This is a genomic window from Mesorhizobium sp. BH1-1-5, from assembly GCF_020165615.1.
In the GTDB taxonomy this organism is placed as follows: Bacteria; Pseudomonadota; Alphaproteobacteria; order Rhizobiales; family Rhizobiaceae; genus Mesorhizobium.
The window spans coordinates 13,536-27,981 of the sequence record NZ_JAIUIM010000027.1 but is presented as its reverse complement, the minus strand read 5'-3'; the positions used below and the strand labels follow the sequence as shown (position 1 = coordinate 27,981).

Here is a 14,446-nt window from a genome sequence, read left to right as displayed (position 1 = left end):
TCGGGGAAGTCAGCGGGTGATCAGCGAGAGCGCGATTTCTGTCTCGGTGAGCGCGATGTTGAGGTGCGTCGCCCGCAGGTTGCGGTCGAAGAGCGGGAGGAGGCGGTCGGCCTCGATGAACTCGATGCCGTCATCTGCGCCGAAATGGCGGTGCTTGTAGTCCCACCAGTCGAAGTCGCCCTTGGGATGGCACTGCTCGGCATAGATGACTAGCGCGCGTGTCCCTTCGGCTAGCCTGCCGTTGGACATGATGTAGACGCCCTCATCGCCGACGACCCATAGGCCGGGCTTCTCGCCCTCGCCGGGGCGGGCGCCATAATAGGGATTGCGGAAACCGCCATTGGCGGCGGCGTCTTCGATGCCGCGCTCGATGATCCTGCGCACCGCCGCGATCGGGAATGTGAACATGATCGCCTCCCTCACGCAGCCGCGCGGATGGGGAGGTGCCTCAGATGCATCATCGGCCAACACTTGCGCTCGATGATGGCATCGCGCGTCTCGACCGGCGAGCGGGTCCCCGGGAGATCGCAATAGGCGTGGAAGTAGCGCGTCCTGCCGCCGATGCGCAGCATATAGAACACGCCTGTGACGGTCTCGGTGAGGAATTCGCTGAGCGCGAACATTTCGCCGCTCATCCAGAGCGGCGGCAGCAGATCGGGCATGTAGTCGTGCTCGGCTCGAGTGATCTCGAACCACTCGCCGGCAAACAGCGCACAGTCGTTATTCTCCCAGCGATTGGGCCGTTGGGCGTGCCGGTCGAACAGGCGGAACATCTGCCGGCGATCGGCGACGTCGAAGTAGATTTTGCGGATAGAAGACTGTGTCATGGGAAGGCTCCTGGCCATTTCTCGGGCCGGAGCGCGGTTCATCCCCTATGGATCACCATCTTCTTCGGCCCTTCCGGACCGGACCCCCGCGGCCGCCTCTGCGTCCGGGCGGGTCAAGGGCCGGCGAAGCCGGGCGAAGCTTCACCTTGAGGCGGCCGGCGGGCATGCGGCACTCGGTTTGCCTCCTCTTCTCCTTCCCCATTCCTCGTCTTCAGATCGGCGTTCCAGTCGTCAGCGACCGGGCGCAGACGCTGGCCAACGCAGCCCGTCTCGCCCGCGAGAGCGATCAGCCGATCGGCATAGACGTCGCCTTGCTTGTTATTGTCGGTGGCGGGCACGAGTTGGATCCCAGTTCTTGCCACCAGTGCGCGGATTGCCGCATCGGTTGCCGGCGACCAGCCGCCGCCGGTGCTGAGATAGAGCGTGTCGGCGCGAAGGTCTTCGAGTACGGCAAGGCTCATGGCGTCGATCGCCGCTTCGGTCACACAGAGGCGCGGCGCATCGGGTCGCCCCAGCCGGAACAACACCTTGGCGCCGCCGGTAGCAAAGCCGCGCCAGTCCGGTCCGCGTTCTTCCCAGCCGGTGACCGCGCCATCCTCATCAAGATGCGCCGCCCACATGCTGCCATGCGGGCCTTCGCGCAGAACGCCGGCGCTGATTGCGGCCCGGACGACACGGTCGGGAAGATGGCGGGCCCCGGTGAGATATCGCCAGGTCGCCGATCCGCGCCACGGCCTGCGCCGTCCCTGCCAGCGCTCCGGGATCGAGCGGTCAGGTTCCCGCTCACGGCACTCACGCTGCCAGACCGGCTTGGACGGCACGAAGCCAACTAGGCTGGCGATGTCCTTTATGGCTTCGACGAAGGGCACACCCTTGAGATGTTCGATCAGGCGGAAGACATCGCCCTTGTCGTCGCCGAGCGGATCAAACCAGCCCTTGCCATCGTGGATGACGATGACGATCTCGGCCGCGCGGCGATACTTCATCGCCCTGCGGGTGCTCTCCTTGCGATCAAGCGCGAATCCCAGGTGCTCGAGCACCGCGGCGCAGGGCACTTTCTCTTTCAGTTCTTCCAGTTCTGCTTTTTCCATCTTTCGCCAGCGCCTTTGCGCTCCTCTCTTTCGTTCCCGCCCGGTCATCGGGACAGGAACCGAACGCCGCGAAGAGCAAGCCGGGCAAGGGCGCGGCCGGCAGCCCGTCATTTGTGCCAGGTTGCATGTGCGTAACAGGCCGCGGCGCAGCTCCCCTTGCCCGGACGCAGCGCGCAAGCGGCACGGCGTGCCACCGTCAATTTCGGCGACGCTCCTCGTCCACCACCACTACACGCTCCGTGTCCATCTCCATTTTCCATGAAACGGAGTCGACCTCGCAACCAACTTGGGCCAGTGATAGAAACTCGGCCCTGCCGCCGCGCACATGGGCACGGCATCGTGGTGCTGCGCGAACGTCCCTTGTCCTAAACTTTTAGCATTCTTCGGACATTCGTACTGGCTCTTCGGCAGACAGGGCGAGACCTTTACCGCAGAGCTGCCCCAAGGCCACACCCATGGAATGCGACGGGCTTCAGCTCGGCATCACCCTGGCAGTGGTTTCGGCATCGAGGTTCGATCGGTCGGCAACGGCATAGGTCGATTGAGCCTTATGCCGACATGTGATTCTGCGCGACGGGCACTGAATGCCTCTCGTTCCGTTTTCAAAGCTGAAAACCCGACGCTTCTCTGTGCCCCAGGAGAGCCACGGCTCTCCTGGCCAATGTCAAAAGGGCGTACAGGGCGGAAGCACCGAAATGTCCATAAGCGGGACCAAGTCAGTTCGGTGCTGGAGAAAGTTCGTGGCCCTGAGACCGGTTCAACAGGGCGGCCGAAGGAGCATCAGCATAGCGCCGCCCCAAGGCGGGATGCGGGACCGACAGCCCCCGGCGAAGGGCGCCATATGACGGCGACCAGTCCGATCGATGCGAACGAAGTCTGCTCGGTAAGAAATCCTGCGGAGTAGTGCGCCGCGAAGCCAATTTCTGATGCTGATGGCATCGAAAAGCAAATGCGCTGGCCCAAACCGCTCAGCCATTGCGGCGAAGCCAGAACTGGCAACTGGATGAGTGCGCAAAGGCGGTCTCGCTCTTCCGCTACGATCTTTTCCCACACTCCTCCGTCGCGGCTGGAAAAGGCCCTGCGCGGACTCGATTGCTGTGACTAGACATCGCGGTTCTCCACAATGGGCATGGCATCGGAAGGTTCTCTTCCGGCTCTCAACCTTCCCCGGAAAATCCCGCTCTGCAGTCTCGCACTTCCGTGGGGCTCCGGCCGCATCGCGGATCGACCTATGCGCGAAATGACACGCCAGACTACGCGTGTCGGATTTCGCCTTTGCCAACGTTGGAACTCGCGCCTCAATCTCATTCCCGCAAGGACACTTGGAACGTGTGGACAGATGTGGTTGCGAGAAGGGTGAAATCGTGAGGTCGTACTCGCCGGCATCTCGGCCCGTTACGGCAGAGCGCATCGAGCGGGTGCTCGATCGCGTTGCTGAGATAATCGTGTCGCGAGGCGACAAGGGTGAGGCATGGCTTCCCCTGTACGACCACCTGGAACGCGCGCTACATGATCACCGGGCGAGGAAAGAACGGATCGCCATGGTGCACGAGCGTGTCAAACGATTGCAGGATCGAACGGCAGCGCGATCTTCATAAGTTCTTCCTGCCACATCTTCATCTCACCGCCTTCGCCGTATTTGGGGCGGTCGATCGTATGGCCCATCAGCATACGCCGCAGTTCCTCATCGAGCCTCGCGTTCTTCATCCGGTCCTCGAAGGAGTGGCGGAGCGAGTAGAAGGTGTGGTTCTCGGTGGGGAAGAGATTGTGCTTCTTGAAATGCTTGTTGACGGCGGCCGATAGCTGCGTCCCGCGGTCCTTGTATCGCGGAAATCCGTTCGGGTGCTTTTTGAACACCTCCAGGGCGACGCCGACGAGCGGCACCTTTCGCACCGAAGATGCGGTCTTGATCTCGCGTGGGTCCTCTGGATCCTCCCGTGGCTCCACCGAAATGTGTGGAACCTCATCATCGAGATGAATCACGCCTTTATGAAGATTTGCTAGTTCGCTCGGTCGACACCCTGTCTCGACGAACGCCAACGCAATCCCCCGAGCTTCGGCATTGAGCTTCGCCAATGCGCCAGGCGCGAGAATCTTGTCTCTGATCCAGTCGGTCGGGAACGGCGGTCGGCTTCGCTTCGATTTGTCACTGAAGGAGAGATCGGCGAACGGGTTCTTCTGCTCCGGAAAGCCCAAGTGGCGAAAATAATCGCTATAAAGCGTCCGAAGATTGCCCATATTGCGGTTGCCCGTCGACGCCGAGCGATCGCCAGGCCCCTCCTCCGGCGCGATGCGGTCGAGCCAGTACCTGTGAACCTTGAGTGCGTCATCACGTGTGATCGTGCTCATAGGTTTGTCTTCGACCAACTCAATGAACACATCGACGCTCATCTGCCGCTTGGCTTTCCAGCGCTTACGCTGGTCAGGGCTCTTGGTGCGCAGCTCGTCACGGACGATGTCGGAGAAATAAACCTTCAGAGCGTCGGATATCTTGTCTTCAGGTCGCTCGACCATGCCAGTGATGGCGTCCACGGCAGGCGACTTCGCTGGCTCGCCAATGGTACTCTCTACGCGCTGCAAGATGGTTTCCAGTGGCTCCGCAGTAAGAATCTCGGCGAGCGGCCGATAGACGAAGCCGAGAGACTCGGCGCGCTTAATCGCCAGCTTGTAGCGCATCCGAGCAGCCTGAGGATTTTCGCCAATCATTAGCGACGCCCAAAGCGCGTTGTCGGCCGCCTCATACATATCGCGGACGGTCCTCGCCCTTATTCTGTCCGATGTGTTGAGCGCCTTGCGAACGAATCTGCGGCGATCATCTAGGTGGCGAACCTCCTGGGGCACGCGCCGACGGTAGTGGAAATGGCCGCCCCTGAGGTGCAGGTAGCGATCAGGATCGTGCTCTTCGCGCCTTCGTCCCACAGTCTCTGATGCCCATTTGTATCACAATAGGTAGCACAATTTGTGACACAAAATCGCCACTTGGCGCAAGCCTCATCATCGAATATAGCAATTTCAAAAGGAAATTCAGCCACTTAAGGGAGAAGGCTGTGGTACCGTTGGCTGGGATCGAACCAGCGACCTCCGGATCCACAATCCGGCGCTCTAACCAGCTGAGCTACAACGGCACGTCTGCCTGAATTGGATCGAGGCGAAAGCTTCTTCCTCCGTGATCCGCTCTGTCGTTCGGCGATGCGTCAAATACGGGCTATCGGATTCTAATTCAAGGGCCTTGATGAGGGAAAGGACGGGTTTCCTCATCCGCCTTTCGTCAAGGCAAAAGAAAAGGCCGGCGGGAGGAGGTGCCGGCCTTTTCCTGTTACGAGCCAGCGGGAGGAGGTGCTGGCTGGTCACCCCGGAAACGGAGGGAGGAGGTTCCATTTCCGGGTATCTGGTTATTCAACCCTATCGCACGACTATTTGTCTGACGAAATGCGACGTTTTGATGCATCGCAGGGTTGTGCGCCGAAATTAGGCGACCTTGGCGTCCTTCATCGCCTTCTCGAAGGCGCTCTTGACCGGCTTGGAGACATCCTCGACCGCCTTGGTGGCAACGGTCTGGAACTCCTTGGCCTGCTCGACGGTCATTTCGACGCGCTTGCGCAGGAATGCGGTCTGCAGCTCGACGACTTCCGAAAGGGTCTTGGCGCCGACCAGGGCTTCGAGATACGAGAAGCTGGCCTCGGCATTGGCGCGCAGCGCCGCGATGGCCTTCAGCGAAACGTCGCTGGAAACGGTCTTGGCGGTCTCATAGGTCGACTCCAGAACCTTCTGGGTCTCCTCGGCGCCGGTCTTCAGCTTGGCGTAAGCTTCCTTCGACTGCTCGACGCCCTTCTCGGCGAAGGCGCGGATCTGGTCGGTGGCTTTGGATGCGTCGAAGCTCGGGAATTCAACGTTCTCGATGGTCTCAGCGGTCTTGGCGGCGGTCTTGGACATTTTCCAACCTTTCGGGGCAGCGGCTTTGACAGAAAGCCGTCTCGTTCATGTATGATGGCAATATAAAGGATTTTTTGTGCGTTGCAATATCTTTGTTGCACCGCACCATAAAAATCTTCCCATACGTCAGGCGCGAAGGCCGTTAACCAAGAGCCCAGAGATTTCGACCGTTGCAAGCCAGGCTTGTGGACCTTCGAGCCGCGGGCTTTTATTAACAAAGCGTTAACTGAAATGCCCGCTCCGGAGGGTTGGCCCGCGCATGCCGCCTGAAAACTACTCCTTCCTCGACGTCGCCGTGCTCGACGCGGTGCGCCAGCGCTTTGCCGCGGGCGATGCCTTGGCCATTTTGTCGATCGACCTCGAGCAGGTGATCTGGGCGAACGGTCCGGGGGCGTCGGTGTTCGGCTACCCGGATATCGAAGCCATCATCGGCGCCTCGGCGCGGCTGCCGCTGATCGCCCGGCGGCAGATCATGGCGACCAGCGGTTTTCCGGACATCGGCGGCGACCGCGCCATCACGGTAAGGCTGGCCACCGGCATGGTGAGCCGGGCCGTCGGCTTCCTGGCCAGCGCCGTGGCGATGCCAGATGGCGAGAAGGCAATCCTGCTCGCGGTACCGGCGGCGCAGACCAGCTCGCGCAGCCCCGGCGAAATCGCCGGCCGCGCCATCGGCGGTTTCACCGAGGCCGGGCATTTCATCGCCTTCGTCGACGCGCAAGGCGATGTCGAAGCGGCCTCGGATGGCTTTGCGGCGCTCGGCATCGAGCCGCGGACGCTGGCTGCCCTGGTTGCGGATGTGGCGAGCAGCGGCGACCGCATCGTCAAGCGCCTCGTGCCGGGCGCCGACAGCTCCTACCCGGCTGGTTTTGCGCGGCTCACCGACACGCGCCATCTGCTGGTGGTGATCGACGAGAACCAGCTCGAAGACTCGGATGGCAACAAGGACGATCAGCCGGCTGCGGATCAGGGAAATCAGACCAGCGGTCAACAGGTTGCGGCGCCTGAGGCCGTTGTCGCTACGCCGTCAGGTGAAAGCCCGACGGTCGAGCCCGAGCCCCAGTCCGCCCTGGACAAGCCGGTGCCGGCCGCGGCGGCCGGCGAAGAAGCCGAGCAAGCCCCAGAGGCTCCAGACGGCGATGCGCGGCCCGACGCTGAGAGCCGGACCTTGGCCGAGCAGCGGCCCACCCAGGCCGACCACAAGGCCAATGCCGCCGGCTCCAGCCAGCAGGCAGCCGATGCCGGCGCCGGCCAGCACGACCATTGGTATTTCAATGCCGGCAACGAGGACGCCGGGCATGCTCAACCGGCAGCGCCGGCGAAGGACGCGCCGGAGGGGGCCGCCACGGCCGAAGGCCAGGGGCAGGATGTTGACAAAGCCGCCGCGCCAGCCCAGCCGACCGCGCCCCGCGACATCGACCGCTCCGCGCCGCCGCTTCGCTTCGTCTGGCGCACCGATGCCGAAGGCCGGTTCAGCGCGCTGTCGCCCGAATTCGCCGACATCGTCGGCCAGCCAGCCGCCGATGTGATCGGCCGCCGCTTCAGGGATGTCGCGGCCACTTTCGGCCTCGACGCATCGGGCGAGATCGCCGGCCTGCTCGACCGGCGCGATACCTGGTCCGGCCGCTCGGTGCTGTGGCCGGTGGCCGGAACCGGCCTGAAGATCCCCGTCGACCTGGCGGCGCTGCCCGTCTATGGCCGCAGCCGCGCCTTCGAGGGTTTTCGCGGTTTTGGCGTCGCGCGCAGCGCCGACGCCGTGGTCGATCCGGAGGCGCTTGGCATGGCTCTGGTGCCGAATGCCGCGCCAGCCGGCAGCGCACCGGCCGGGGCCGAACCGCCGGCGGGGCCGCAAGGCTCGGAACAGACCGAACAGTCGAAGCCTGAAGACCCCTTCCAGGGCGAAGTGCCGGCATTGACGATCGTGCCGAAGCCGGAGCGGCGCTTCGCCGACAAGGTGATAAGGCTGGCCGAACATCGCCAGCCGGCCAATGACAAGCAGCCGGGAGGCGACGCGCCGGCAAATCAGCGGGGCCTGTCGATCCTCGAGCGGAGCGCCTTCCGCGAGATCGGCGAGCGGCTGCGCAAGGACAGTGCCGCACCTGCCGAGGAACGCGCCGCCGAAGCCGACAAGCAGCCCGAGGCGGCCGCTGCCCGCGAAGACAGGGCGACGGTGGAGGAACCGGCCACCGAACCGAAGGCCTCGGAAGCCGAAGACGCGAAGGCCGAGGCGGAGACCGCGGAAGCGCGGACCGAGGCGGAGGATCAGGAAGACCTGGCGCGGCTCGACGGCATCGATGACGCCGCCGAGACTAGCGACGCCGGTCAGACCGAGACCCCGGCCGTTTCCGGCTCGCTGCTCAGCTATGCAGATGGCGAGAAATCCACCGAAGCAGCCGGCACCGAACCGGTCTCCGAGGACGAGCAGGCGCCGAGCGCCGAGCAGGCGGCCGAACCTGCCGCCGCGGAGCAGCAGCAGCCGGTGGAACAGCCTGCGGCGCAGCCGGTCGCGGCCGGGCAGCCTGACCTTAATGCGACGGCCGGCGACGACAGCATGACCGCGGATGATTTCCGCGACGCGCAGGACAATGAGGATTGGGCAGGCTCCGACGCGGACGCCGCGACGGCCGCCGAAGAACGGCCGGAAGAAGCGGCGGCGCCGGCGCGGCCGCGCCTCGACGTACCGCCGCTCAAACTGTCGGGTTTCGTGCCATCGGCTTTTTCGACCGGAGAAGAAGCCAAGGCGCCCGATACGTCGATCCTCGCCAGGCTGCCGGTGCCGCTGCTCATCCATTCGGGCGACGTGCTGCATTATGCCAACGAAGCCTTCCTCGAACTCACCGGCTACGATGCGCTGGACGACCTCGCCGATGCCGGGGGCCTGGGTGCGCTCTTCGCCGATCCTTACGCCGAGGACACCGCGGCGGACGAAGGCGACCACTCGTTGAAGCTCAAGACCCGCCAAGGCATGGAATTCCCAATCGATGCGCTGCTGCGCTCCGTGCCGTGGCGCGGCGGCAAGGCGCTGATGCTGGTGGTGCGGCGCTCCGGCGAGGACGATGCGGCGCATTTCACCGCCGCGAATGACGAACCGGCGCTGCAGCCAGACGTGCCGGAACTGAAGTCGCGCATCGCCGAGATGCGCACCATCATCGACACCGCCACGGACGGCGTCGTGCTGATCGGCCGCGACGGCGACATCCGCTCGATCAGCCGGCCGGCGGAGGCACTGTTCGGTTTCGACAGCGACGAGGTCGCAGGCAAGCCGTTTGCCTCGCTGTTTGCCATAGAAAGCCAGCGCGCGGCGCGCGACTATCTCGCCGGCCTTTCGGAGCCGGGCGTTGCGAGCGTCTTGAATGACGGCCGCGAAGTCATCGGCCGCGAGGCGCAGGGGCGTTTCATCCCGCTGTTCATGACCATCGGACGGCTGCCCAACGACAGCGGCTTCTGTGCCGTGGTGCGCGACATCACGCAATGGAAACGGGCCGAGGAAGACCTGACGCAGGCGCGCGCGGTGGCCGAGCGCGCCTCCTCGCAGAAGACGGACTTCCTGGCCCGCATCAGCCACGAGATCCGCACCCCGCTCAACGCCATCATCGGCTTTTCCGAGCTGATGGTGGACGAGAAATTCGGCCCGATCACCAATGACCGCTATCGCGACTACCTGCGCGACATCAACCGGTCCGGCAACCATGTGCTCGACCTCGTCAACGACCTGCTCGACATCTCCAAGATCGAGGCTGGCCAGCAGGAGATGGACTACGAGGCGGTGTCGCTCAACGACACGCTGGCCGAGACGGTGGCGATGATGCAGCCGCAGGCCAATCGCGAACGCGTCATCATCCGCTCCAGCTTCGCCTCGCGGCTGCCGGAAGTGGTGGCGGACCTGAGAAGCGTGCGCCAGATCGCCCTCAACATCCTGTCCAACGCCATCCGCTACACCCAGGCCGGCGGCCAGGTGATCGTCTCGACCGCCTACGAAGCCTCGGGCGATGTCGTGATGCGCGTGCGCGACACCGGCATCGGCATGACCCAGGCCGAGATCGAGCAGGCGCTGAAGCCGTTCAAGCAGATCAATGCGCTGAAGCGCGGCCGCGGCGACGGCACCGGCCTCGGCCTGCCCCTCACCAAGGCCATGGTGGAGGCGAACCGCGCCCGTTTCGCCATCACCTCGACGCCGGGCGAAGGAACCCTTGTCGAGGTTGGCTTCCCCTCGACCCGCGTGCTCGCGGAGTAATCTGCCGACGAGCCGCGCCAAAGAAAAAGGCGTCCTGGAGGACGCCTTGAGAAATGGGATGCTGTCACAACGGGGGCTTGAGCTGAACCTCAGGGGACGAGGAACGGGATTTCTCCCTCAAGTTACCCGCGACTATCGGGGTCGTCCCTTAACAAGTCCTTACCGGGCCGCAAAAAAGTTTACGAATGTGTACCACCCGTGAAATCTAGGTAAATTCGGCGGACATATTTTGTTAACCGTCAGCTTGCGAGCTGCGGCAGGTTCCTGAACAGCTCCAGCGCCTCGGGATTGGCGAGCGCTTCCTTGTTCTTCACAGTGCGCCCGTGGACCACGTCGCGTACCGCAAGCTCGGTTATCTTGCCGGACTTGGTGCGCGGGATGTCGGTGACGGCGACGATCCTGGCCGGCACGTGACGCGGGCTGGCGCCGGTGCGGATCCTGGCGCGGATGCGCTTTTCCAGATCCTCGTCCAGGGTAACGCCTGCGGCGAGCCGCACGAACAGCACCACACGGACATCATTGTCGAAATCCTGGCCGATGCAGAGCGCCTCGAGGATTTCCGGCATCTGCTCGACCTGATTGTAGATCTCGGCCGTGCCGATCCTCACTCCGCCTGGATTGAGCGTGGCGTCGGAGCGGCCATGGATGATCATGCCGCCATGCGCCGTCCATTCAGCGAAGTCGCCATGGCACCAGACATTGTCGAAGCGCTCGAAATAGGCCGCGTGATACTTCTTGCCTTCAGGATCGTTCCAGAAGCCGATCGGCATCGCCGGGAAGGCTCTCGTGCAGACGAGCTCGCCCTTCTCCTGCCGGATCGGCTTGCCGTCATCGTCCCAGACGTCGACGGCCAGACCAAGGCCGGCGCCCTGGATCTCGCCGGTCCAGACCGGCTCGGTCGGCACGCCGAGCACGAAGCAGGAGACGATGTCGGTGCCGCCCGAGATCGAGGCCAGATGCACGTCCTTCTTGATGCCGTCATAAACGAAGCGGAAGTCCTCCGGCGACAGCGGCGAGCCGGTGGAGGAGACGGTGCGCACGCTCGACAGATCGTGGCTCGCGATCGGCTTCAGACCAGCCTTGCGCACCGAATCGATGAACTTGGCCGAGGTGCCAAAATAGGTCATCTTCTCGGCATCGGCGAAATCGAACAGGACATTGCCGTCGGGATAGAATGGCGAGCCGTCATAGAGCAGCAGCGTCGCGCCGGAGGCGAGGCCCGAGACCAGCCAGTTCCACATCATCCAGCCGCAGGTGGTGAAATAGAACAGGCGATCGCCGTCGAGCAGACCGGCATGCAGCCGGTGCTCCTTGACGTGCTGGATCAGCGTGCCGCCGGCCGAATGAACTATGCATTTCGGGATGCCGGTCGTGCCCGAGGAGAACAGGATGTAGAGCGGATGGGCGAAGGGCAGCCGCTCGAAGCTGACGGTCCTGGCGGCAAAGGGCGAGAGCGCCTCTTCGAGCGCGGCCGCCTTGTCGATTGTGGCGGCGACATCGCTCGAGGTGCCGAGATAGTCGATGATCAGTACCTTGCGCAACGTGGCGAGCTTCGCGGCTACAGCGCGGACCTTGTCGGCCACCTCGATCGCCTTGCCGTTGTACCAGTAGCCGTCCGGCGCGATGAAGACGACCGGCTCGATCTGGCCGAAACGATCGAGCACGCCCTGCTCGCCGAAATCGGGAGAGCATGACGACCAGACCGCGCCGATCGAGCTTGCCGCCAGCATCGCGGCAATGGTCTCGGGCATGTTCGGCATCATGGCGGCGATGCGGTCGCCGGCCTTGACGCCGAGCGAAAGGAAGAGCTGCTGCAGCCGCGAGGTCAGCGCATGGAGCTCATTCCAGGAGAGTCGCCGCTCGACCTTGTCCTCGCCACGGAAGACGATGGCCGGGCCGCCGCCGGTCTTCTGCAAAAGGTTCTCGGCGAAATTCAGCCTGGCGTCGGGGAAGAAGCTGGCGCCGGGCATCTTCTCGCCGTCGACGAGGTGCCGCTCGCCCTTGTCGCCGACAAGCCCGCAGAAATCCCAGACTAGGCTCCAGAAGGCTTCGCGGTCGTCGATCGACCAGCGATGGAGTTCGGCATAGCCGGAGAAAGAAAGCGCGGCCTTGGCTTCCGCCGCCTTCATGAACGCGGTGATGGGCGCTGCATCGATCCGCTCCTGCGTCGGGGTCCACAAAGCTGTGTCGGCGGCCATGATCGCTCCTCCCAAAGCGCGTCGCGTTCGAGCCAGTTAAGCTCATCGTCGCATCTGCCATCGTCCCAGAAGCGGCGCGCGATTGCGGATCGGGATCGTGCAGACCGCTTATGCATATTGCGGCGCAGCAGAGCAAGATTTTGTTCGGACGAGCCACGGCTGTCGCTGCGCAAATGCCATCGCAAGGCCATAAAGACTTGAAAAGCGTCGGCGCTCGGTTACACCCGTCGGGCGATTTTATCGGCAATGAAAGCATACGGGGCGAAATGCCATCATCTCTGATCCGGCGCGGAGTGTGGGCGATCGGCGTTGCCGTGCTCGTCATCGCGCTCGCGGTCGCGGCGTTGCCGCTGATTGCCTCGACCCGCATCGTGCGCGACCGCATCGCCTGGGAATTGAGTGCCTGGAGCGGCTTCAGGGTCACGATCGACGGCTCGCCGCGCATCGAGGTGTGGCCGAAGTTCCGGGCCATCCTCAGCGACGTGACGCTGTCGCAGTGGACGGAGACCGACGCGCCGCCGGTGGTCGAGGCCGATCGCGTGGAAGTCGATCTCTCCGCCATGGCGGCCTTGCAGGGCAACGTCGCCTTCTCGACCGCAAGGCTGGTGCGCCCGACGATCAGGGTCCAGCGCATGGCGAACGGCTTCTACCTGCCGCCGCTTCCGACCGGCGGGCGCATCACGCGCTCCATCGATACCGCGCGCGGCTTGGTCACCGCCAACCCGCAAAAACCCGATCTCGGCAAATTGCCTTCCGATCCGTTCGGCACCGTCGAATTCCGCGATGGCCGCGTGGTGACTTCGGTTGACGGCAAGGACGCCGAAATCCTGAGCAGCCTGAACGGCCAGGTCAACTGGGAAGCGATGAACAGCGATGCATCGCTGACCGCGACCGGAATCTGGCGCGGCGAAAGCGTGCAGCTCGATTTCTCCTCGGCGAAACCGCTGGTCCTGTTTGCCGGAGGGGCGGCCCCCGTCACCCTCTCCTTCAAGGCGGCGCCCGCGACGTTCTCCTTCGACGGAACGGCCTCGATCTCGGACAATGCCTATCTGGACGGCCAGGCAAAGTTCGCCGCGCCGTCGCTGCGGCGCGTGCTGGAGTGGTCGCAGGCAGGCATCGCGCCAGGTGCTGCGATCGGCACCGTCTCTGTCAGCAGCAAGGTGAACGCCTCGGCGGGACGCGCGAAGTTCGAGAACACCACGGTCACGCTCAACAACAATCCGGGCATGGGAGCGCTGGATTTCTCCTTCGCCGAGGGGCGCCCGGTGATTGCCGGCACGCTCGCCTTCGATACGCTGGACCTGAGATCCTTCCTGTCGGCTTTCACGCCCGTCGTGCCCACCGGCGAGGCCGGCCCCGGCGATATCGACACCAGCTTCGCCGACCGCATCAACCTCGACCTCAGGCTGTCGGCGGCGCACGCCACCGCCGGACCGGTCCAGCTGGCCGACGTCGCGGCGACCGCGCAGGTCAAGAACGGTCTTGCCGTGTTCGACATATCCGACGCGTCAGCCTTTGGCGGCACCGTCCAGAGCAGCCTGCGTTTCGACCGCAAGCCGGAAGGCACGCAGGTCGAGATGCGGCTCCTGGCATCGGATGTGGACACGGGAGCCTTTGCCACGGCGGCGGGAATGACGCGGCTGGTGCCGGTCGGCACCGGGACGGTGTCGGTCATCCTCAAGGGGCCGGGCAAGGCGTGGAACTCGATCTTCGAGAATGCCGACGGATCGTTCTCTGCGACTTTCGGGCCGGGCACGCTCAACGGGCTCGACCTGCCGGCCTTCCTCAAGCGCAACCAGCAAGGCGGCTTCTTCGCGCTCGACGACGTCGCCAATGGTTCGCTGCCGATCGACGGCGCCGAGATCAAGGCAAGCATTTCGAAGGGGGTGGCGCGCCTGGACAAGGCCGAGATCAATTCGCAGAAATACAAGATCTGGCTGTCCGGCATCGCCTCCTATGTCGGACGCGGGCTGGCGCTTTCGGGCGGCGTGGTACCCAACGGACAGCCGGCGCAGCAGCCCCAGCAGGCCAATGGTCAGGCGGCCAGTCCGGCACCCGCGCCGCCGAGTCAATCGCTGTTCTTCGTCGGCGGCAACTGGAGCGCGCCGTTCATATCGCCGATCGCCCCCGGCGTTTCAGGCCAGTAAATCGGGGGCGCAACGCGTC

The 14,446-nt window shown here is 64.1% G+C and carries 8 protein-coding genes and 1 tRNA gene; 2 read left to right on the top strand and 7 right to left on the bottom strand.

The window, feature by feature from the left end:
• Positions 1-9 precede the first annotated feature (9 nt).
• From LB572_RS27750 to LB572_RS27725, 6 genes are all read right to left on the bottom strand, one after another.
• Complete coding sequence (locus LB572_RS27750) at positions 10-408, bottom strand: DUF3085 domain-containing protein (protein ID WP_140803992.1); 399 nt, start codon at positions 406-408, stop codon at positions 10-12.
• Between the two features lie 11 nt (positions 409-419).
• A complete protein-coding gene (locus tag LB572_RS27745) occupies positions 420-827 on the bottom strand; it encodes a DUF1419 domain-containing protein (RefSeq protein WP_412033598.1) in 408 nt (135 codons plus the stop codon).
• Positions 828-940: 113 nt separating this feature from the next.
• Positions 941-2,095, bottom strand: coding sequence for a DUF3991 and toprim domain-containing protein (locus LB572_RS27740; RefSeq protein WP_412033597.1), 1,155 nt, complete (start codon positions 2,093-2,095; stop codon positions 941-943).
• Positions 2,096-3,475: 1,380 nt separating this feature from the next.
• Positions 3,476-4,837, bottom strand: a complete 1,362-nt coding sequence (locus LB572_RS27735) for a DUF6538 domain-containing protein (protein WP_224669997.1) — start codon at positions 4,835-4,837, stop codon at positions 3,476-3,478.
• A 129-nt stretch (positions 4,838-4,966) separates the two neighbouring features.
• Positions 4,967-5,043, bottom strand: a tRNA-His gene (locus LB572_RS27730).
• Between the two features lie 343 nt (positions 5,044-5,386).
• Positions 5,387-5,851: a phasin gene (locus tag LB572_RS27725; protein ID WP_224669996.1), complete on the bottom strand. Its 465-nt coding sequence runs from the start codon at positions 5,849-5,851 to the stop codon at positions 5,387-5,389.
• Between the two features lie 259 nt (positions 5,852-6,110).
• Here LB572_RS27725 and LB572_RS27720 point away from each other — a divergent pair, with 259 nt between their 5' ends.
• Positions 6,111-10,082, top strand: coding sequence for a PAS domain S-box protein (locus LB572_RS27720; protein WP_224669995.1), 3,972 nt, complete (start codon positions 6,111-6,113; stop codon positions 10,080-10,082).
• 239 nt (positions 10,083-10,321) lie between these two features.
• Here LB572_RS27720 and LB572_RS27715 read toward each other — a convergent pair whose 3' ends face one another.
• Positions 10,322-12,280, bottom strand: coding sequence for an acetoacetate--CoA ligase (locus tag LB572_RS27715; protein WP_224669994.1), 1,959 nt, complete (start codon positions 12,278-12,280; stop codon positions 10,322-10,324).
• Between the two features lie 266 nt (positions 12,281-12,546).
• Here LB572_RS27715 and LB572_RS27710 point away from each other — a divergent pair, with 266 nt between their 5' ends.
• A complete protein-coding gene (locus LB572_RS27710; protein WP_224669993.1) occupies positions 12,547-14,427 on the top strand; it encodes an AsmA-like C-terminal region-containing protein in 1,881 nt (626 codons plus the stop codon).
• The last annotated feature ends 19 nt before the right edge of the window (positions 14,428-14,446 follow it).

Bases quoted from the DNA above. Each gene is read 5' to 3' on its own strand.
- LB572_RS27750 (WP_140803992.1), bottom strand. From the start codon at position 408: ATGTTCACATTCCCGATCGCGGCGGTGCGCAGGATCATCGAGCGCGGC.
- LB572_RS27745 (WP_412033598.1), bottom strand. From the start codon at position 827: ATGACACAGTCTTCTATCCGCAAAATCTACTTCGACGTCGCCGATCGC.
- LB572_RS27725 (WP_224669996.1), bottom strand. From the start codon at position 5,851: ATGTCCAAGACCGCCGCCAAGACCGCTGAGACCATCGAGAACGTTGAA.
- LB572_RS27720 (WP_224669995.1), top strand. From the start codon at position 6,111: ATGCCGCCTGAAAACTACTCCTTCCTCGACGTCGCCGTGCTCGACGCG.
- LB572_RS27715 (WP_224669994.1), bottom strand. From the start codon at position 12,280: ATGGCCGCCGACACAGCTTTGTGGACCCCGACGCAGGAGCGGATCGAT.
- LB572_RS27710 (WP_224669993.1), top strand. From the start codon at position 12,547: ATGCCATCATCTCTGATCCGGCGCGGAGTGTGGGCGATCGGCGTTGCC.